The 18,027-nt window shown below is 66.9% G+C and carries 17 protein-coding genes; 10 read left to right on the top strand and 7 right to left on the bottom strand.

All coding sequences use genetic code 11. The annotated features are described in order from the left end of the window. Positions 1 to 63 precede the first annotated feature (63 nt). Positions 64 to 762, top strand: a complete 699-nt coding sequence (locus AB4Y44_RS04055; RefSeq protein WP_042271642.1) for a pirin family protein — start codon at positions 64 to 66, stop codon at positions 760 to 762. Between the two features lie 103 nt (positions 763 to 865). Here the strand turns inward: AB4Y44_RS04055 and AB4Y44_RS04060 are convergent, their stop codons facing one another. Then, positions 866 to 1,417, bottom strand: coding sequence for a periplasmic heavy metal sensor (locus AB4Y44_RS04060; protein WP_368698775.1), 552 nt, complete (start codon positions 1,415 to 1,417; stop codon positions 866 to 868). Positions 1,418 to 1,652: 235 nt separating this feature from the next. On the opposite strand from AB4Y44_RS04060, the gene AB4Y44_RS04065 reads away from it, so the two are divergent. Next, on the top strand, positions 1,653 to 2,384 hold the full coding sequence (locus AB4Y44_RS04065) for a response regulator (RefSeq protein ID WP_368698776.1): 732 nt from the start codon (positions 1,653 to 1,655) through the stop codon (positions 2,382 to 2,384). After that, on the top strand, positions 2,368 to 3,684 hold the full coding sequence (locus AB4Y44_RS04070; RefSeq protein WP_368698777.1) for an ATP-binding protein: 1,317 nt from the start codon (positions 2,368 to 2,370) through the stop codon (positions 3,682 to 3,684). The genes AB4Y44_RS04065 and AB4Y44_RS04070 overlap by 17 nt, the downstream gene beginning before the upstream one ends. Before the next feature lie 179 nt (positions 3,685 to 3,863). Here the strand turns inward: AB4Y44_RS04070 and AB4Y44_RS04075 are convergent, their stop codons facing one another. After that, a complete protein-coding gene (locus AB4Y44_RS04075) occupies positions 3,864 to 4,130 on the bottom strand; it encodes a hypothetical protein (protein ID WP_028207711.1) in 267 nt (88 codons plus the stop codon). 177 nt (positions 4,131 to 4,307) lie between these two features. Further along, on the bottom strand, positions 4,308 to 5,987 hold the full coding sequence (locus AB4Y44_RS04080; RefSeq protein ID WP_368698778.1) for a diguanylate cyclase: 1,680 nt from the start codon (positions 5,985 to 5,987) through the stop codon (positions 4,308 to 4,310). 765 nt (positions 5,988 to 6,752) lie between these two features. Here AB4Y44_RS04080 and AB4Y44_RS04085 point away from each other — a divergent pair. Continuing rightward, positions 6,753 to 8,516, top strand: coding sequence for an ABC transporter permease (locus AB4Y44_RS04085; protein WP_368698779.1), 1,764 nt, complete (start codon positions 6,753 to 6,755; stop codon positions 8,514 to 8,516). 40 nt (positions 8,517 to 8,556) lie between these two features. Further along, positions 8,557 to 9,906 carry a nitrate/sulfonate/bicarbonate ABC transporter ATP-binding protein gene (locus tag AB4Y44_RS04090; protein ID WP_342920955.1) on the top strand — a complete coding sequence of 450 codons (1,350 nt, stop codon included), beginning with the start codon at positions 8,557 to 8,559 and terminating at the stop codon, positions 9,904 to 9,906. Between the two features lie 83 nt (positions 9,907 to 9,989). Here AB4Y44_RS04090 and AB4Y44_RS04095 read toward each other — a convergent pair whose 3' ends face one another. The 3 genes from AB4Y44_RS04095 to AB4Y44_RS04105 all read right to left on the bottom strand — a co-directional run bounded on the left by AB4Y44_RS04095 (position 9,990) and on the right by AB4Y44_RS04105 (position 12,488). Beyond that, positions 9,990 to 10,547 carry a hypothetical protein gene (locus tag AB4Y44_RS04095; protein WP_342921082.1) on the bottom strand — a complete coding sequence of 186 codons (558 nt, stop codon included), beginning with the start codon at positions 10,545 to 10,547 and terminating at the stop codon, positions 9,990 to 9,992. Between the two features lie 5 nt (positions 10,548 to 10,552). Further along, the gene (locus AB4Y44_RS04100) at positions 10,553 to 11,065 is read right to left on the bottom strand and encodes a hypothetical protein (RefSeq protein ID WP_368698780.1); all 513 of its coding nucleotides are present in this window, start codon (positions 11,063 to 11,065) and stop codon (positions 10,553 to 10,555) included. Between the two features lie 340 nt (positions 11,066 to 11,405). After that, positions 11,406 to 12,488: a sigma-54 interaction domain-containing protein gene (locus tag AB4Y44_RS04105; protein ID WP_368698781.1), complete on the bottom strand. Its 1,083-nt coding sequence runs from the start codon at positions 12,486 to 12,488 to the stop codon at positions 11,406 to 11,408. Positions 12,489 to 12,877: 389 nt separating this feature from the next. Here AB4Y44_RS04105 and AB4Y44_RS04110 point away from each other — a divergent pair, with 389 nt between their 5' ends. The 5 genes from AB4Y44_RS04110 to otsA all read left to right on the top strand — a co-directional run bounded on the left by AB4Y44_RS04110 (position 12,878) and on the right by otsA (position 17,284). After that, entirely contained in the window at positions 12,878 to 13,195 is a 318-nt protein-coding gene (locus AB4Y44_RS04110; protein ID WP_368698782.1) for a hypothetical protein, read from the top strand. Between the two features lie 309 nt (positions 13,196 to 13,504). Continuing rightward, positions 13,505 to 14,890 carry a sigma-54 dependent transcriptional regulator gene (locus tag AB4Y44_RS04115; protein ID WP_342920959.1) on the top strand — a complete coding sequence of 462 codons (1,386 nt, stop codon included), beginning with the start codon at positions 13,505 to 13,507 and terminating at the stop codon, positions 14,888 to 14,890. A gap of 92 nt (positions 14,891 to 14,982) precedes the next feature. After that, complete coding sequence (locus AB4Y44_RS04120; protein ID WP_368698783.1) at positions 14,983 to 15,204, top strand: hypothetical protein; 222 nt, start codon at positions 14,983 to 14,985, stop codon at positions 15,202 to 15,204. A gap of 162 nt (positions 15,205 to 15,366) precedes the next feature. Then, positions 15,367 to 15,588 (top strand): hypothetical protein, encoded by a 222-nt coding sequence (locus tag AB4Y44_RS04125; protein WP_342920961.1) that lies wholly within the window; start codon positions 15,367 to 15,369, stop codon positions 15,586 to 15,588. Positions 15,589 to 15,811: 223 nt separating this feature from the next. Then, complete coding sequence (gene otsA, locus AB4Y44_RS04130) at positions 15,812 to 17,284, top strand: alpha,alpha-trehalose-phosphate synthase (UDP-forming) (RefSeq protein WP_342920962.1); 1,473 nt, start codon at positions 15,812 to 15,814, stop codon at positions 17,282 to 17,284. A gap of 113 nt (positions 17,285 to 17,397) precedes the next feature. On the opposite strand, the gene AB4Y44_RS04135 is transcribed toward otsA, so the two are convergent. Next, a complete protein-coding gene (locus AB4Y44_RS04135; RefSeq protein ID WP_342920963.1) occupies positions 17,398 to 17,988 on the bottom strand; it encodes a hypothetical protein in 591 nt (196 codons plus the stop codon). Positions 17,989 to 18,027 lie beyond the last annotated feature (39 nt).

Genomic DNA, 18,027 nt, shown 5'->3' on the forward strand with positions numbered 1-18,027 from the left:
GGATTGTGCAAGTGGGCCGCCGCCCTTACCTTCGGACATCGACATGATTGACCGGAGATTGCCATGCTGACTATCCGACGCGCCGACGAACGCGGCCATGCCAACCACGGCTGGCTCGACTCGTACCACAGCTTTTCGTTTGCCGACTATTTCGACGAAGCGCACATGCACTACGGTGCGCTGCGGGTGCTCAACGACGACCGCATCGCGGGCGGCCAGGGCTTCGGCGCGCACGGCCATCGCGACATGGAGATCGTGACCTATGTGCTTTCCGGCGCGCTCGCACACCGTGACAGCATGGGCAACGGCTCGACCATCCGCCCCGGCGACGTGCAGCGCATGAGCGCCGGCACCGGCGTGATGCACAGCGAGTTCAACGGCTCGAAGGAAGAGGAAGCGCACCTGCTGCAGATCTGGCTGCTGCCGCGCGAGCGCGGCGGCGCGCCCGGCTACGAGGAAAAGCGCTTCGACGACGCCGACAAGCGCGGGCGGCTGCGCCTCGTCGCCTCGCCAGACGGGCGCGACGGCTCGGTGACCGTGCAGTCGGATGCCTCGATCTACGCGGCGCTCGTCGACGGCGAGGAGCGCGTCGAGTATGCGGTGCCGGCCGGGCGGCGCGTCTATCTGCATGTGGCGCGCGGTGCGCTGGACGTGAACGGCCAGCGCCTCGAAGCCGGCGATGCCGCGATGATCGAGGCCGAGGCGGGCGTCGCGCTCGCGAGGGGCGCAGCGGCCGAAGTGCTGCTGTTCGATCTCGCCTGAGCCTTTGACCGGCAGCGGCCGGCAACCGCCCGCGCCATGAAAAAAGCGCCGCGGGGTGCGAATCCCCGCGGCGCTTTGTCGCGCTTTTGCGCGTGTTACGCGATTACTGCTGTGCAGCCGGTGCCGAAGCGCCGCCCTTGTGGTGCTGCTCCCAGCGCTCGCGCATCTGCTCGTGGCGCTGCTCCATCTTCGCGAAGCGTTCCTTGATCGCCGTGCTCACGGTCGTCTTCTGCTGGTCGTTCAGGCCGTTGTAGAAGGCGAGCCACGCTTGCGTGGTTTGCTCGCGCAGCTGCTGGTTCTGCTGCTCGACCTGCTCGTGCGCCGTGTGCATGGCGTTCAGGTCGAGGATCGGCTGGTTCTTCATCGAATCGAACTGCTGCTTCATCTGTTCATGATTCTTGCGCATGGCCTGGCCGTTCTGCTTCATCGTGTCGAGCGCGGCCTGCCATTGCTTTTCCTGCGCGGCGTTCAGGTTCAGCTTGTCGTGCAGCTTCTTGAAGCCGAGCATGAAGTCGCCGTGCATGCCCGGACCGCCGTGCATCATGCCGGGGCCGCCGGGGGGCGGCGGGGTCTGGGCGTTGGCGGCGGTGGCGCCCACGGTGAGCGCGAGCGAGGCAGCAGCGATGGCGAGAAGGCGCGAAGTCGTCTTGTACATGGTGATGCTCCTGACAAATCCATGAGGGTTTTATCCGGTCTGGCGCGGCGCTTTCCGGAAAGTGGTGGCGCTCGCAACCGGTGTCCCTAGCGTATCGACCCGGCAGGCAGCGCGTGTTACGCGGCGGGCCGCCGAGATTACGCAACATTACACGCGCCTTTCGCGGTAACACCTCGTAACCCAGCTGGAAGAGCTGTAAGCAAACGGCCCGTGCGCGCGCGTTACACTTCATCCCATGGCTACTCAAATCCTTGTCGTCGACGACGACCTCGAACTACGCGACCTCCTGCGCGACTATCTCGCGCGCCAGGGCATGGAAGTCTCGGTGCTGCACGACGCCGGCTCGCTGGAGCGGCGGCTCGAGCGCGAGCGCCCGGACCTGATCGTGCTCGACCTGATGATGCCGGGCGTGGACGGCCTGACCGCGCTGCGCAAGCTGCGCGCGGCCGGCGACGACATCCCCGTGATCATGCTGACGGCGCGCGCAGACGACGTGGATCGCATCGTCGGCCTCGAACTCGGCGCGGACGACTACCTCGGCAAGCCGTTCAACCCGCGCGAGCTGCTCGCGCGCGTGCAGGCGGTGCTGCGCCGGCGCCGCACGATGCCTTCGGCCGCGGCGCCCGAGCAGCGCGAGCCGTACGCGTTCGGCCGCTTCACGCTCGACTTCCAGTCGCGCACGCTGCAGCAGGAAGGCAAGCCGATCATGCTGTCGGGCAGCGAGTTCGCGCTCCTGAAGATTTTCGTGAACCACCCCATGCGTACGCTCACGCGCGAGCGCCTGCTGGAGTTGCTGCACGGTCCCGAGTACGACGGCACCGACCGCGGCATCGACGTGCAGGTGTGGCGTCTGCGGCGCATTCTCGAAAGCGACCCGTCCACGCCGCGCTTCATTCAGACCGTACGCGGGCGCGGCTACGTGTTCGTTCCCGACGGAGAGCAGGGCAACCATGCGCCGGCCGGTTGATTCGCTGTTCGGGCGCCTCGCGGTCATCTTCATCGGCGTTCTGCTGGTGTCGCACGTCGCCTGGTTCACGCTCATGCGCGTCGAACACAATCAGATGCAAACGCGCTACGCCGTCGAGGAAGCGACCTTCCTCGTCGACGCGGTGCGCCAGCACGTCGAGCGCGAGCCCGACCAGCCGCTGCCTTCGCGCGTGCAACTCGTCGATCCGGCGAGTCCTGCCGTGCCGCCGGTCACCGACCGCATGCCCGAGCCGCTGCGCCGTTTCATCGACGAAGTGCGCGACCGCATGCCGCCCGGCACCGACGTGCGCGTCGGGCCGCCCGGCGGGCCGCCCACGCTCTGGGTGCGCGGGCCGCAGGACGCTCGCTGGATCGTGCTGCCGGGCCAGCCGCTGCGCATCATGCGGCCGCTCGACAAGTTTCTGCCCTGGGTCATCACCATTTTCGCCACCGCCGTGATCGCCGCGCTCGTGGCCGCGTGGATGCTGCAGCAGCCGCTGAGCGCGCTCGCCCAGGCGGTGGGGCGCTTTGGCCGCGGCGAGCCCGTGCCGCCCGTGCCCGAACGCGGGCCGCGCGAGCTGCGTCAGCTCACGCTGGGCTTTAACCAGATGGTCAAGGAAGTCGAGCGCACGGAGAAAGACCGCGCCGTCATGCTGGCGGGCGTCGCGCACGATCTCAAGACGCCGCTTGCCCGGCTGCGCCTGCGCGCCGAAATGATGGACGAGCAAAAGGTGCGCGACGGCGTGGTGCGCGACGTCGAGTCGATGGCGCACATCGTCGATCAGTTCCTCGTGTTTGCGCACGACGGCGCCGATCGCAGCGAGCCCGTCGAGGTCGACGATCAGTGCGAGCGCATCGTGCGCAACCATCGCACGGCGAGCGGCGAGACGATCACGATCGAAACGCGTCTGCGCGCGGGGCCGGAGTTTCGTCTGCCCGCGGCCACGCTCGAGCGCGTGGTCTCGAACCTGCTCGACAACGCGCATGCGTATGGCGCACCGCCCGTCGTGATCGAGAGCGAGCGCGGCCCGACGGGTTTCTCGCTCACCGTGCGCGACCACGGCAAGGGCATCCCCGACCAGGAACTGACGCAGGCGAGCCGGCCGTTCGTGCGCCTCGACCCGGCGCGCGGCGGCAACGGGCACAGCGGCCTGGGCCTCGCGATCGTCGAGCGGCTCGTGCGCCGCGCGGGCGGCGAGCTCTCGATCGGCAACGGCGAGAGCGGCGGGCTCGCGGTGCGCATGACGTTTGCGTTCGACGTGGTGGAGCGCACCGTCACCGAAGCGGCGCAGATCTGGTAAATCGCGTGGGAATGGGTCTGGCGGAAGCCCGCGCCGAAGAGGCGGGGCATGGCCGCATGGGCTCGACGTGGTACTGAGCTGGTATTGACCAGGCAGGAACCGGACGTTCGGCCCGAAGGCGCCGCCAGAGCGACGCCAGGATAAGCCAGGCTAAGCCACGTCAGGTCGGGCGCAGCCGCTCAGGCCGTGAAGAGCGTGTCGAGCGCGGCGGCGGCCTCGTTGTCCACCGTGTTGTAGGTCACGGTGTCGGCCTCGAAGATGTAGTGCGTGGTGTACTTGCCGAGGCGGGCAAGAATCTCTTCCTGAATCAGCTCGGGCGTGGCGTCGAGTTTCAGGTACCACGCGGTCGATGACAGGCGCGTCTGGAACGCGCCGTACTCGACCATCAACTGGTCGAACGCGAGCGCATCCTGATCGCGGCAGACAATGACCAGATTTCCCTTCATGCATGCCTCCAGATTTGTGCGGAACACCGAAGTGGCGCGGTTTGACTCGTGCGCACCGTATGGACTGGCGCGCACCGTTCATCCCATGATACCGCGCCTCGCCGGTTGAGCCGGGCGAGCCCCGCAGCCTGGTACGGGCATCCCTCGTGTGATGGTTTGCGCAAGCTCGTTGCGCACTCACCAGGTCGGCGCCGCGGCGCGCGGCGGCACGACGCCCTCGGCCGTCATGGCCTCGCAACGGTCGCGCCCGGCCGCCTTCGCCATGTAGAGCGCGAGATCGGCGCGGCTCATCAGACGCTCGGGCTGATCCTGCGAGGCCGCAAGTTCGGTCACGCCGATGCTCACGCTCACGCTCGCTTCCTCGGGCAATTCCACGCACATGCGTTTGCCAACCTGCTCGCGCAGGCGATCGAGCACGATGAGCCCCGTGGCTAGCGAGGTCGCGGGCAGCAGGATGCCGAACTCCTCGCCGCCCAGACGGCCGACGGCGTCGTCGGCGCGCAGTTCGGCGCGGCAGGTCTCCACGAAATGCTGGAGCGCGCGGTCGCCCGCCGGGTGGCCGAAGCGGTCGTTGATCTGCTTGAAGTAGTCGAGGTCGGCAATCGCCATGCACAGCGGTTGGCCTGCCTCGTAGGCCGCGTCGATCTCGCGGCGCAGCAGGTCGAGGAAGTAGCGCCGCGAGAGCGCGCCGGTCAGGGCGTCGTGGCGCGCCTCGGCGGCGAGCAGCGCGTTCGCGGCCTGCAACTGCCCGGCGAGATCGCGGCTCGCGTGATGCAGGCGCCGCTCGCGTACCCACGAGACCGAGATCACCGCCGCGAGCGCCGCGGTGCCCGCGAGCGTGAGGAAACTGAGGAGCCGGTCGCGCTGATGGTTCGCGATCAGCTCGGACCATGCGTTGACCGGATCCACGAGATGCGCCGAGAGCCCGGAGTTCAAGCCGCCGCGCTGTTCGTAGAGGGCTGGCGCGCGCTGGCCCGGCAAGGCGATCATCTGCGCGGCGTCAGCGCGCGGGATCCACGGCGCCTCGCGCAACGCGGTTTTCGATGCCGGGCGCAACTCGAGCGGCGCGAAGTGCTCGCGCAGATAGGTGTTCACGCGGTCCAACGCATTCATTTCGGCGACGTGCGAGCCAGGCAAGGCGCGTCCTTCGAGTGCGCTGTCATGGGCCATGATGATGACGCCATTGTTGTCCGCGACGAAGGTGCCCGGGTGGGTCACCCAGTGGCGCAGCCGGGCGATGCTGACCTTCGCGACCACGGCGCCGACCAGCAGGCCGTCGTCATAGGCGGGCGCTGCGACGAAAATGCCGGGCTCGCCGCTTGCCGTGCCCACGCCGTAGGCTTCGGAAAACGCCCCGAGCAGCGTGTCGTTCAGATACGCGCGCGGACGCATGTCCACGCCGACGTAGGAGATTTTTTCGAGCGCATTGCTCGACGCGATGCAGATGCCGTTCGCGTTGACGAGCCAGATCGCATCGAGCCCGGAGAAGCCCTGGGCGTCGTGGAGGAAGCGGTCGACCCCGGCGAGCGCCGGCACGCCTTGCAACTCCTTGCGCCGCGCCAGTTCCGTCGAATCGCTCGACGCGGCATAATGCGCGGCCCCGGTAAGCGCCTGCTGCACGACGCGCGTTTCGGCCATCGTCGCCGGAATGGCGCGCGACATGGCGAGGTCGCTGGCGATCATTTCGGCCATGTTGTCCACGACCGAGCGCATCACCTGGCGTTGTGCGGCGAGCGCGGCCTCGAACTCCTGGCGGACCATGCGGTCCGCGAGCCAGTCGGCCGCCGCCCAGCAGACGAGCGCGACCACCACGACCCCGAGGGGCCCGGCTGCCTGACGCAAGAGTCTCCTGTTCATCGGCCTTCTGGTCCGTGAGTGGTATTGAGGCGTGGGGATCGGCGCCCCTGGGCGTCGGAGCGCCACTGACGGAGCGTGTCGATTTTACCCCTCGAACGGGGCTGGCGAGCCCGCTCTCGAAGCGTCAGCGCGGCGTTGCGAGGCGGCGCGAGCGGACGGCGGCGCGAGCGTGGATCGCTAACATGCAAGGCGCATGCCGTCAGCGCGGCGATACGCGGCGATGAGCGAGGTCGAGGTAGCGCAGACGCGGTTGGCGCGGCTTCGCGAGCGCCGTTCACGCACGTGCCAGCGTGTGGCGCGCAAGCGACGCCCACTGGCGTTGGCGGCCCGAATGAGGCAGGAACGGAGGCAGACGCGGCGTTGCTGTGTCATCAAGGCGTCATCGATGCGTCATCACGATGACGTGCACAAGCCGCGCGCGGCGCGTTCTGGAAGCTCTCCAGAAGGCCGGCGAAAGCGCCGCGAAAGCCCGTGTAGTCTGGCTTTCACGGCGTACCGGACGCGGTTGTGAGTGTCATCAAGGTTGTAGTAGTGTCGTGCCGTTTCAGTCGAGGCAAGTCCAGCCGCCAGTTGCCAGCCGCAACTGCGGCGCGGGCGGTGTATACCACCGCGGCATCGTCGCCGTGTCATCAACGCCAACGAAATTCTGAGTCCATGCGCCTTGCCTTTATCGATCCGCCATCCCCGCAGCTTGAGCAATGTCTGCCCGGCGGCACGGACGCCATGTCGTCCGCCTTTCTGAAACCCGGTGCGGAGGGCGTCTGAATGGAGTTCAGCTTCAACCTGAACCGCACGGCCAACGCCTCGGCGTGGCGCGTGCTGCCGAACCGCTGGGACTTCGTGGCGTTCCCGCTGATGATCGGCCTGATTGCGATGGCGGCCGTGGGCTTTCACGAAACGATGGCGCCCATCGCCACCTTGAAGGCGCAGCCCATCTCGCTCGATCCCGCGAACCTGCCCGAGTACGCCATGCGCACCACGCTGCGCATGCTCGCGGCGATGGTGGCGTCGCTCATCTTCACGCTCGTCTACGGCACGCTCGCGGCGAAGAGCCGTCGCGCGGGCCAGGTGCTCGTGCCGATTCTCGACATCCTGCAGTCGGTGCCGGTGCTCGGCTACATCTCGTTCACGGTCACGTTCTTTCTCGCGCTCTTTCCCTCGCGCGTGCTCGGTGCCGAACTCGCGGCGATCTTCGCGATCTTTACGAGCCAGGCCTGGAACATGACCTTCAGCTTCTACCAGTCTCTGCGCACGGTGCCGCGCGATCTGGATGAAGTCTCGCGCGGGTTCCACCTGACCGCATGGCAGCGCTTCTGGAAGCTCGAAGTGCCGTTCTCGATGCCGGGTCTCATCTGGAACATGATGATGTCGATGTCGGGCGGCTGGTTCTTCGTGGTGGCCTCCGAAGCGATCACGGTGGGCAACAACACGATCACGCTGCCGGGTGTCGGCGCGTATCTGGCCCAGGCGATCGCGGAAAAGAACCTGCATGCCGTGGGCTGGGTGATCCTCGCGATGGTCGTGGTGATTCTCGCCTACGACCAGTTCCTGTTCCGCCCGCTCGTGGCGTGGGCCGACAAGTTCCGCATGGAGAACACGAGCTCGGGCGACGCGCCCGAATCGTGGCTGCTCGACCTGATTCGCCGCACCCATCTCATTCATCAACTGCTCGTGCCGCTCGGCTGGCTCTTCGCCAAGGCGGCGCGCATGCCGATCAAGCTGCCGTCGTTTCCGAACGTGACGTTCGCCGCGCCCGTGGCGCGCGGCCGCCCCGGCTTGCGCGCACGCATCGGCGACGCCGTGTGGGCCGTGCTCGTGATCGCCTTGACTGTGTTCGTGGTGTGGCGCGTGGTGAGCTTCGTACGCACGGGTGTGACGCTCGACGAAGTGTGGCACGTGCTCGGCCTCGGCTTCATCACGCTCTTTCGCGTGATCTTGCTGATCGCCATCGCTTCGGTGATCTGGGTACCGCTCGGCGTGCTGATCGGCCTGCGTCCGGCGATCGCCGAGAAGGTGCAGCCGCTTGCGCAGTTCCTCGCGGCGTTCCCGGCGAACCTGCTGTTCCCGGTGTTCGTGATCGTGATCGTGCGCTTTCACCTCAACCCTGACATCTGGCTGTCGCCGCTGATCGTCCTCGGCACGCAGTGGTATATCCTGTTCAACGTGATCGCGGGGGCCAGCGCCTATCCGAACGACTACAAGGAAGCGGCGAAGAACTTCCGCATTCGTGGCTGGCAGTGGTGGCGTCAGGCTATGCTGCCGGGTATTTTCCCGTACTACGTGACGGGCGCCATCACCGCTTCGGGCGGCGCGTGGAACGCGAGTATCGTCGCGGAGTTCGTGCAGTGGGGCGACACGAAGGTCGCCGCGCACGGTCTGGGCGCCTACATTGCGCAGACGACGGCGGCCGGCGATTACCCGAAGATCATTCTCGGCATTGCCGTGATGTCGCTCTTCGTCACGCTGTTCAACCGCCTCCTGTGGCGCCCGATGTACACGTATGCCGAGTCCCGTCTGCGGCTCGACTGATCGACGACTGATCGAACAACGAATGATCGAAGGTAACGCGATGCAAAACCCCAAGACGCTGAGCGCCGCGCACGGCGATGTGCAGACGGCCCCGAACCCGCCGCGCCTCGGCGAAGAAATTCTGAACGTGAAGGACGTGTGCCGGGGCTTCAACAAGACCCAGGGCGAACTGCTCGTGCTCGACGACGCCAACCTCCAGCTGCGCGAGGGCGAGATCGTCGGTCTGCTGGGTCGCTCGGGCTCGGGCAAGTCCACGCTGCTGCGCATCATCGCGGGCCTGATCTCGCCCACGTCGGGCGACGTCACCTGGCGCGGCAAGCCGCTCGAAGGGCCGGCCGAAGGCGTGGCGATGGTGTTCCAGACTTTCGCGCTGTTCCCGTGGCTCACCGTGCTGCAGAACGTGGAAGCGGGCCTCGAAGCGCAGGGCGTGGGCGCGCGCGAGCGGCGCGAACGGGCGCTGGCCGCCATCGACCTGATCGGTCTGGACGGCTTCGAAAACGCCTATCCGCGCGAGCTTTCGGGCGGCATGCGCCAGCGCGTGGGCTTCGCGCGCGCGCTCGTGGTCGACCCGATGCTGATGCTCATGGACGAGCCGTTTTCCGCGCTCGACGTGCTGACCGCCGAAACGCTGCGTACCGACCTGCTCGACCTGTGGACGCAAGGCCGCCTGCCGATCAAGTCGGTGCTGATCGTCACGCACAACATCGAGGAAGCGGTGTTCATGTGCGACCGCATCCTCGTGTTGTCGTCGAATCCGGGCCGCGTGGTGGCCGAGATCAAGGTGCCGTTCAAGCATCCGCGCAACCGTCTCGACCCGGCGTTCCGCAAGCTCGTGGACGACATCTACGCGAAGATGACCGCGCGCCAGACCGGCGAAACCACCAGGAAGGGCCTCGAACTCGGCAGCTGGCTGCCGCGCGTGTCGACCAACCTGATGGCCGGTCTGATCGAAACGCTCGCGATGGCGCCGTATCACGGCCGCGCCGACATGCCGGAGATCGCACGCTCGCTGCATCTGGAAGTGGACGACCTGTTCCCGATCGCGGAAGTGCTGCAGAACCTCGGTTTCGCCGACGTGCGCGAAGGCGACGTGCTGCTCACGCCGCCCGCGCGCGTGTTCGCGGAGTTCGGCACGCAGGAGCGCAAGATGATGTTCGCCGAGCATCTGCTGCGCCACGTGCCGCTCGCGGCGCGAATCAAGAAGGTGCTCAACGAGCGCCCGGGCCATCGCGCGCCGCGCGTGCGTTTCGAGCAGGAACTGGAGGACTTTCTCTCCGACGGCGCCGCCGAAGAGACGCTCGACACCGTGATCGACTGGGGCCGTTATGGCGAGATCTTCTCGTACAACGACCAGTCGGAAATCTTCAGCCTCGAGGACGTGGAGTCCTGAGCGACACACGGTTCGTCGGACATAAAAAACGGTCGCGGGGTGCGTTCACCCGGCGACCGTTTTTCGTTTGCGGACAAGACGTGTTATTGCAGCGTGCCCCAGCGCTCCACCGCAGGTTCGGCTGTGGCCCACTTCCAGCCCGACTGGTCCTGACAGGCGCTCGCGGTGAACCACTGCTCGGGCGCGTCGGCTTTCTCGCCGTCCTGCACCGAGAACACGAAGTCCTTGCAGAGCGTGAGGGCGTTGGCGAACGCGCGCGTCACGCGCACCTGGCCGTGGCCGTTCTCCACGGGCAAATCGTGCTTGATGCGCCAGATGTCCATGCCGCCCACGGGCAGGCGGCCGGCCGTCTCGGCGATCAGCGCCTGCTGGTCCGCGTGCATGCTCTTCATGAAACGGCCGACGGCTTCGTCGGTGGCCGCCTGCACGGCAATGCCCACGCCAATGCCCACGGCAGGATTCGCCGTGACGATGCCCGTGGCCGCGGCCGCCGCGGCGCCGCTCGCCGCGCCGATCGACGAGCAGCCGCTCGCCGCGAGCGCGACGCCCGCACAGAGTGCGGCCAGCGCGATGAGCTTCACGGGGCGAGCCTTCGACGAGTCCGTTGCAGCGTGCCGTGCGCGCTTCGCGCGCGCGTTCATGCCGTTCATTGCAGCGCACCCCAGCGGGCGGTGGCGGGTTCGGCCGAGGCCCACTTCCAGTTGTCGCCGTCGCGGCACACCGATGCGACGAAGAACGCGCTCGAGGCGGGCTTGTCCTTCGTGGCCTCGTGATCGACGGAGAAGACGATCTCCTTGCAGTCGAGCGCGCCGTTGCTGATCGTGCGGCTCACCGTGACGCGGCCATGCTCGTCGTCCTCGATCGGGAACGAGTGCGTGATCGACCATGGCGCGACCGCGCCGACTGCGAGCGGGCCCGCCGCGTGGGCGATGCTGTTCTGGGTGTTGGTGTGGACGACGCGCTCGGAGTACTGCACGCCGGCCTTCGCCGCGGCCACGGCGCCGAGGCCGATGCCGGTCGCCACAGCCGCGTTGCTCGTCACTTTCGAGGCGACCGCCGCGCCGGCGATACCGGCGCCGGTTTGTGCGCCTTCGGAGTAGAGCGAGCTGCAGGCCGAGCACGCGAGGCTCGCCACCGTGGCGAGCAGCGTGAGCGACATGACGCGTCGCCAGCGAGGATGAGCGCAAGGGAGCGGGGGCACGCCGGCGATCGTTTCCATGACCGCGACCGACACCGATGGCGCAACGCGCGCCCGAGCACTTCGTTCTTGCATGATGATTCCCTGCCGCTAGCCGGATAGCGCCGCGTTGCGCGGATATCCAGCATGTTTTGCTGACTTGACGTGCTGCGGATTGTGCAGCACGGGATTGCTTACGGGGATAGGTAAAGTGCAAGAAATTGCAAAAGGGCGTGCACGGCAGGCCGACCTTTGATCGGACTGCCGCGCGGCTCCCGCCTCGCCGCGCAACGAGCGTGCCGCGATCAGGCGGGGAGGGGAATCAGGCTTCGTTCGTGTCCGGGTCGGCGGGTGCTTCGCTTTCGCCATCGTCGGCGCCGTAGCTGCCGAGCCGGTTGTAGAGCGTCTTGAGGCTCACGCCGAGCGTGCGCGCCGCGAGACGCTTGTCGCCGCCGCAATACTTGAGCGTGCCGAGAATGATCTGCTTCTGCGCATCGGCAAGCGGCGTGCCGATCCAGACGCTCATGGCGTCGCCCTGGGTGACGGGCTTCTTCACGCGCGGCACCAACTGCGGATGCGCGATCTCCACGACCTTTTCGGCGAGGATGAATGCGCGGTACACGGCGTTCTTCAGCTCGCGCACGTTGCCGGGCCACGACCAGTTGCGCACGGTTTCGAGCGCACGCTTGCTGAACGCCTTTTGCGTGCCTTCCTGGTCGTTCAGCTCGGTGAGGAAATGCTGCGCGAGCAGTTCGCGGTCGCGTTCACGTTCGCGCAGCGGCGGCGCGCGCAGCGGAAACACCGCGAGCCGGTACATCAGATCCTCGCGCAGGCAGTTTTCCTTCACGGCCGTCACGGGGTCGCGGTTGGTGGCGGCGATGATGCGCACGTCGCCGCGAATCGCTTCGTTGCCGCCCACCGGAAAGTACTCGCCGGTTTCGAGCGCGCGCAGCAGCTTCACCTGATGCAGCAGCGACATCTCGGTGATTTCATCGAGGAACAGCGTGCCGCCGCGCGCGTGCTCGAAGTGACCGTCGCGGGCCTGCACGGCGCCCGTGAAGCTGCCTTTTTCGTGACCGAACAACTCGGCCTCGATCAGCTCGTCGGGAATCGCACCGCAGTTGACCGCGATGAACGGACCGTCGCGGCGTTCGCTGTGCGCGTGAATCGCGCGGGCGATCAGCTCCTTGCCCGTGCCCGATTCGCCGACGATGAGCGCCGTCGCCTCGGTTACGGCCACGCGGTCGATCTGCGCATAAAGATCCAGCATGACGGCCGACGAGCCGTACAGCAGACCGTACGACTGCAATCCCGCGACGCGCGCATCCGCGTCCGCTGCGGTATTTCCATTGTTTTCGCTGTTGCGTTTGGTGGCGGCGGGCGAGCCCGGCTCGATTGACGCCATAGGGATGTTCGTCCTGCAAAGGTAGTGCGGGGCGTTCGCTTCTGCGCACATCGGCGTGCTTCTGCGCGTATCGGCGAACCGGCCCTGCGATCCGGGGCTGGCCGTCCAGGACAGGTGCGGAACTTGCCGCTCCGACGGCCGCGAGGTTTGCGTCTGCGAGGTTGGCATCTCGTTTTCGCGTAAACATTTAACCACTGCCGCGCCTGACAGGGCAATGGACCTGTCCGGGCACACCGCGAGCGAGTGTGGCACGCATCCTGCTGCGGAACTTGAGGAGCCCCGCGCCGTCTGCATGAACAGGGGCAGCGCATCGACCACGCCCCGGGCGATGTCATTCGAGTCAACTCGCGTCTTCCGTCTTTGACGAGGCGTATCTGGGAGAAAGCGATATGTCGAAGAACCGCAGCGGTTTGGTAGGAACCCTGGTGACCGTCGGCGCGCTTGGCGCCATGGCGGGCATGCTGGCCTGGCGTTTCTCGCAGCGTCATCACATGCAACGGCAAACTTTTTATCGCGATCTGAGCCGCTGGGAGGGCGAAGGCGGCTCGCTTGCCGATACCACGGACAACAACGGACTGGGCCCGGAAATGGCCATGGCCGGGGGGGCCCCGGACGCGCCGGCACATGGCGCGAAGAGCCGGATGACGAAGGGCGTGAACGGCGCGAATGGGGCTGCCGGCATGCCGTGGCCGTTTCCACACAGCTAGAAAGCGGCGTGGCCGGGGCCACGCGAGAGCCGTGCCCGCTTGTCTCGAATGAGTCTATAATAGTCATATCAACAACAATCGAGGTTCGGGCGGCCCGCGGTTGACGGTATTGTTGCTCAGTTGTAGCAAAACCGCGCATATTCAGGCTTTTGCCGCCTTGGGCGTGCGTCCGACCGTTTCGTACTCCACTGCAGCGCAATCACGTGCGTCGCGACTTCCGCGGTGCCGGGCAACGTTGTCCGGCACGCCTGCGAAGGGCGCGGCGCTCGCGCTTTGGAGCCATTCACCTATCAAGGCTGACGAGACGCGATGCCACATGTATTGATTGTCGATGACGATGCGGAAACCCGCGAGGCGCTGGCGGCCGTGGTGAGCGACGACGGGCTCACCACCGCGCAGGCAGGCGACCTGCGCGAGGCGCGCATCCAGCTCGTGCGGCAGATGCCGGACGTGGTCTTCACTGATCTGAAGCTGCCCGACGGCAGTGGCACCGACCTTTTCGAGGATCTCGACCCGCGCTCGGGCGTGGAACTCGTGGTCATCACCGGGCACGCGACGGTCGAGACGGCCGTCGATGCGCTCAAATCCGGCGCGATCGATTACCTGGTCAAGCCGATCAACCTCCAGCGCGTGAAGGCGATCCTGAACCGCCTGCCGCGCGCGGGCGACCTCAAGGCCGAAATCGGCACGCTGCGCGGCGAGTTGCGCCGCATGGGGCGCTTCGGCCTGATGCTCGGCAATTCGCCGACCATGCAGGAAGTCTACGACCAGATCAGCCGCGTCGCGCCGACGCCCGCCTCGGTCATGCTGGTGGGCGAATCGGGCACCGGCAAGGAAGTGGCCGCGCAGACCATCCACCAGTTGAGCCTGCGCCGCAAGCACGAATTCCTCGCGGTGAACTGCGGCGCGATCTCGCCGAACCTGATCGAGTCCGAGATGTTCGGTCACGAGCGCGGCTCGTTCACGGGCGCCGACCGGCAGCACAAGGGCTATTTCGAGCGCGCGAACGGCGGCACGCTGTTCCTCGACGAAATCACCGAAATGCCGATCGAGCTGCAGGTGAAGCTGCTGCGCGTGCTCGAAACCGGCATGTTCATGCGCGTGGGCACGACCAAGGAAATCGAGACCGACGTGCGCCTGATCGCGGCGACCAACCGCGACCCCGAGCAGGCCGTCGCCGAAGGCAAGCTGCGTCTGGACCTGTACCACCGCCTCAACGTGTTTCCGATCAGCCTGCCGCCGCTGCGCGAGCGCGGCAAGGACGTCGAGCTGCTCGCCCAGGCGTTCCTCGACGAGCTCAACGAGCGTCACGGCACGAAAAAGCAGTTTCCCGCGGCGGTGCGCGACATGCTGGCCGCGTACCCGTGGCCGGGCAACGTGCGCGAGCTGAAGAACTACGTGCAGCGCGCGCACATCATGTCGGGCAACGACGGCGATTTCACGGCCACGGTGCCGCTGCAGATCTCACTTTCGAAACCGATCGCGGGCACGGCGGTGACGATCCCGTTCGGCACTTCGCTCGCCGATGCCGATCGCCAGCTCATCCTCGCGACGCTCGAGCAGTGCGGCGGCGTGAAGACGCGTGCGGCGGAAATCCTCGGCATCAGCCTGAAGACGCTCTATAACCGTCTTGTGGAGTACGGCAACGAAAGCGCCGGCAAGGGCGATGCGCCCGCGCGCGTAGCCGGCGCCTGAGCGGCATGTGCGAGCGCGCCCGCCCAGGCGCGTTCGCGCGGGCGGTACGACGCTTGCAGTGTGAGTTTCGCGTCCATGATGAGGAGCGAAAGATGCCGAGCTGCAAAACCAGTGATGCCGTCCGCGTGAAGCCCTGGCTCGCGCATACCCCGCAGCCCGACGAACCGCCACCGGATCAACCCGGCGAGCCGGACGTGCCGCCCATCGGCGATCCGCCGGCGCAACCGGGTGAAGTGCCGCATACGGTGTATCCATTCGACCCTTCGGTCTCCTCTCGATTTCATCTCTCGCCTGGCGTATTGCCCGCCACGTGAGCATCTGCTCGCACGGCCTCGAGAAGTGATCCGCTGATCGTGATGCTTTTATGTACTAGTTACAAAGGCGCCACCATTTTTACCGGCGAATTCACGCGGCGAACCCTAGACTATAAAAAAGCGCCACGGCCGCGTGGCCGCCTTCCCGCTGGAGGCATCGACATGAGACATCCTGCCTTGCGCCGCTCCGCACGTTACACGGGCAAGCGTGGCCCGCGCGATTCGCAAGAGAAAAGCAGTCCGCAACCGTCGAACGCGCCGGACCCCGCGGGCCAGAATCGCGCCGCGCCTGGCGTGCCGCCCGACGGCGAGCACAACCAAGGCGGGGCGCGGGCTGAGGGCATCGAGTACCAGCGCGACCTCGGCTCCGAACAGGACGCCTGATCCGCTTCGAACCGCATCTCACCGCGCGCTGTTGGCAGGCCGGTTTCCTGGCCTGACAGTTCACCGGGCTATTCCGTTCTCGCGTGCTTGCCGCGCGGAATTTGCTCGCGCCATCGTTTGTGAGAAAAGATTTTTGCTCCAGACCCTGCCGAGCCGGCACGCGTCTTGCGTACGTACCGGAAGCATCGTCTTCGGACCCAACGAAACAGGAGGTAGAGCCGCAATGGGCAGACTGATCGTGGTATCGAATCGCGTTGCGCCGACCCAGGAGGGCCGTCCCGCAGCGGGCGGGCTCGCAGTCGGCGTATTGGACGCGCTCAAGGAAACCGGCGGTGTGTGGTTCGGGTGGAGCGGCGAAACCGTCGCGGAGCCATCCGCACCGGTCATCGAGCAGCAGGGCAGCGTCACCTACGCGACGGTGGGTCTCACCCGGCGTGACTATGACCAGTACTACAAGGGCTTCTCGAATACGACGCTCTGGCCGACGTTCCACTACCGCAACGACCTCGCGCGCTACGAGCGCCAGGAGTACGGCGGCTACCTGCGCGTGAACGTGTCGCTCGCGCGCCAGTTGCAGCCGCTCATCGAGCCCGACGACATCATCTGGGTGCACGACTATCACCTGATTCCGTTCGCGCGCTGCCTGCGCGATCTCGGGGTGAAGAACCCGATCGGCTTCTTCCTGCACATTCCGCTGCCGGTGCCCGAAGTCATGCGCTCGGTGCCGCCGCACGAAGAACTCATGAAGTTCATGTGCCACTACGACGTGGTCGGCTTCCAGACCGACGCCGACCGCCAGGCCTTCCTCGACTACGTCGAGCGCGGCGGCCATGGCACCGCGAGCGACGACGGCATGGTCCACGCGTGGGACCGCTTCCTGAAGGTCGGCGCGTACCCCATCGGCATCTATCCGGACGCGATTGCCAAAGCCTCGTCGCAGTTCGCCGACCGCAAGGCCGTGCGCAGCCTGCGCGAAGCCATGCGCGGACGCAAGCTGATCATGAGCGTGGACCGGCTCGACTATTCGAAGGGGCTCGCCGAGCGCTTCCAGGCGTTCGAGCGCCTGCTGCAGAACGGGCCGGGCTGGCATGGCCGCGTCTCGCTCCTGCAGATCGCGCCGCCGACGCGCTCCGACGTGCAGACCTACCAGACGATCCGCCGCAATCTCGAAGGCGAAGCGGGTCGGATCAACGGCCGTTTCGCGCAGCTCGACTGGACGCCGATCCAGTACCTGAACCGCAAGTACGAGCGCAACCTGCTGATGGCGCTGTTCCGCGAGGCGCAGGTGGGCTACGTTGCGCCGCTGCGCGACGGCATGAACCTCGTGGCGAAGGAATACGTGGCGTCGCAGAATCCCGACGATCCCGGCGTGCTGGTGCTTTCGCAGTTCGCGGGTGCAGCCGAACAGCTGCCGGGCGCGCTGGTCGTGAATCCGTACGACCTGAACCAGACGGCCGAGGCGCTCGAGCGCGCGCTCTCGATGCCGCACGCCGAGCGCGTCTCGCGCTACAACGACATGATGGCGTCGCTGCGCGAGAACAATCTTTCGGTGTGGCGCGATACGTTCCTCGCCGACCTGCGCAGCGTCGCGACGGCCGCTTCAGTCACGGCCAGGGCGCGCAACGCCGCGCCAGCGGGGAAAGCTGCCGTGCAAGCGAGCGCGCCCGAACAGGCGCAGCGTGCGGCGCGCGCGTAGCGAGGCACTTTCGACGCAACTGGATTCGCGCGGCGGCCTTCGGGCCGCCGCTTTTTTTTGCGTCCGCGTAATCGATACCCGGCGATGCCTGGCGATACGCGGTGCGCGTGCGCTCAGACGCGCTGGCCGCTCGGCGCGGCGAACGGCATCGGCGGGCGGGTCGGATCGAAATCGGCCCAGTGTCCGTCGTGCCATTGGCCCGAGGCGCACTCGATATCGGCGGCGCCGCCGTCGCGCAGCAACTGCGCGGCGAGATCCTGGTTCTCGTAGCAGACGTGCACCGAGAGCAGCACGCCGTCGCTGCGCGTTTCGCGATGCACCCGCTCGTGGTGCACGGACATTTGCTGCGCAGCGGCTTTCGCCCCCACGCTCGCGCCGATGCGCGCCCCGATCCAGGCGCCCACGCCGGCCGCGATCACGACCGAAGGCAGCGCAGCCGAGAACGCGCTGAAAATCACCACGCCCACCACGGCGCCCGCCACGGCGCCTGCGGTGATATTGCGGGTGTGATGCGGATGCACGGCGGCGACCGTGGGCGGCGCGCCCATGGCCGTCCCCTGGACGCTGTGGCGCGCATGCTGGCCGCGCGGATTGACGAAGAACAGGTTGACGTCTTCTTCGAGGAAGCCGCCCGCGTACAGCTTTTCGGCGGCGGCTTCGGCGGCGGGAAAGGTCGTGAACCGACCAGCGACGATCAGTGACATGGGAAGCCCCCTTTGCCGGGTCCGGCAGGTTGACTCGCC

The organism is Paraburkholderia sp. BR10937, from assembly GCF_040965695.1.
Lineage (GTDB): Bacteria > Pseudomonadota > Gammaproteobacteria > Burkholderiales > Burkholderiaceae > Paraburkholderia.

Excerpts from the sequence above, each read along its gene's own strand:
- AB4Y44_RS04055 (WP_042271642.1), top strand. The coding sequence starts at position 64 with ATGCTGACTATCCGACGCGCCGACGAACGCGGCCATGCCAACCACGGC.
- AB4Y44_RS04060 (WP_368698775.1), bottom strand. The coding sequence starts at position 1,417 with ATGTACAAGACGACTTCGCGCCTTCTCGCCATCGCTGCTGCCTCGCTC.
- AB4Y44_RS04065 (WP_368698776.1), top strand. The coding sequence starts at position 1,653 with ATGGCTACTCAAATCCTTGTCGTCGACGACGACCTCGAACTACGCGAC.
- AB4Y44_RS04070 (WP_368698777.1), top strand. The coding sequence starts at position 2,368 with ATGCGCCGGCCGGTTGATTCGCTGTTCGGGCGCCTCGCGGTCATCTTC.
- AB4Y44_RS04075 (WP_028207711.1), bottom strand. The coding sequence starts at position 4,130 with ATGAAGGGAAATCTGGTCATTGTCTGCCGCGATCAGGATGCGCTCGCG.
- AB4Y44_RS04080 (WP_368698778.1), bottom strand. The coding sequence starts at position 5,987 with ATGAACAGGAGACTCTTGCGTCAGGCAGCCGGGCCCCTCGGGGTCGTG.
- AB4Y44_RS04085 (WP_368698779.1), top strand. The coding sequence starts at position 6,753 with ATGGAGTTCAGCTTCAACCTGAACCGCACGGCCAACGCCTCGGCGTGG.
- AB4Y44_RS04090 (WP_342920955.1), top strand. The coding sequence starts at position 8,557 with ATGCAAAACCCCAAGACGCTGAGCGCCGCGCACGGCGATGTGCAGACG.
- AB4Y44_RS04095 (WP_342921082.1), bottom strand. The coding sequence starts at position 10,547 with ATGAACGCGCGCGCGAAGCGCGCACGGCACGCTGCAACGGACTCGTCG.
- AB4Y44_RS04100 (WP_368698780.1), bottom strand. The coding sequence starts at position 11,065 with ATGTCGCTCACGCTGCTCGCCACGGTGGCGAGCCTCGCGTGCTCGGCC.
- AB4Y44_RS04105 (WP_368698781.1), bottom strand. The coding sequence starts at position 12,488 with ATGGCGTCAATCGAGCCGGGCTCGCCCGCCGCCACCAAACGCAACAGC.
- AB4Y44_RS04110 (WP_368698782.1), top strand. The coding sequence starts at position 12,878 with ATGTCGAAGAACCGCAGCGGTTTGGTAGGAACCCTGGTGACCGTCGGC.
- AB4Y44_RS04115 (WP_342920959.1), top strand. The coding sequence starts at position 13,505 with ATGCCACATGTATTGATTGTCGATGACGATGCGGAAACCCGCGAGGCG.
- AB4Y44_RS04120 (WP_368698783.1), top strand. The coding sequence starts at position 14,983 with ATGCCGAGCTGCAAAACCAGTGATGCCGTCCGCGTGAAGCCCTGGCTC.
- AB4Y44_RS04125 (WP_342920961.1), top strand. The coding sequence starts at position 15,367 with ATGAGACATCCTGCCTTGCGCCGCTCCGCACGTTACACGGGCAAGCGT.
- otsA (WP_342920962.1), top strand. The coding sequence starts at position 15,812 with ATGGGCAGACTGATCGTGGTATCGAATCGCGTTGCGCCGACCCAGGAG.
- AB4Y44_RS04135 (WP_342920963.1), bottom strand. The coding sequence starts at position 17,988 with ATGTCACTGATCGTCGCTGGTCGGTTCACGACCTTTCCCGCCGCCGAA.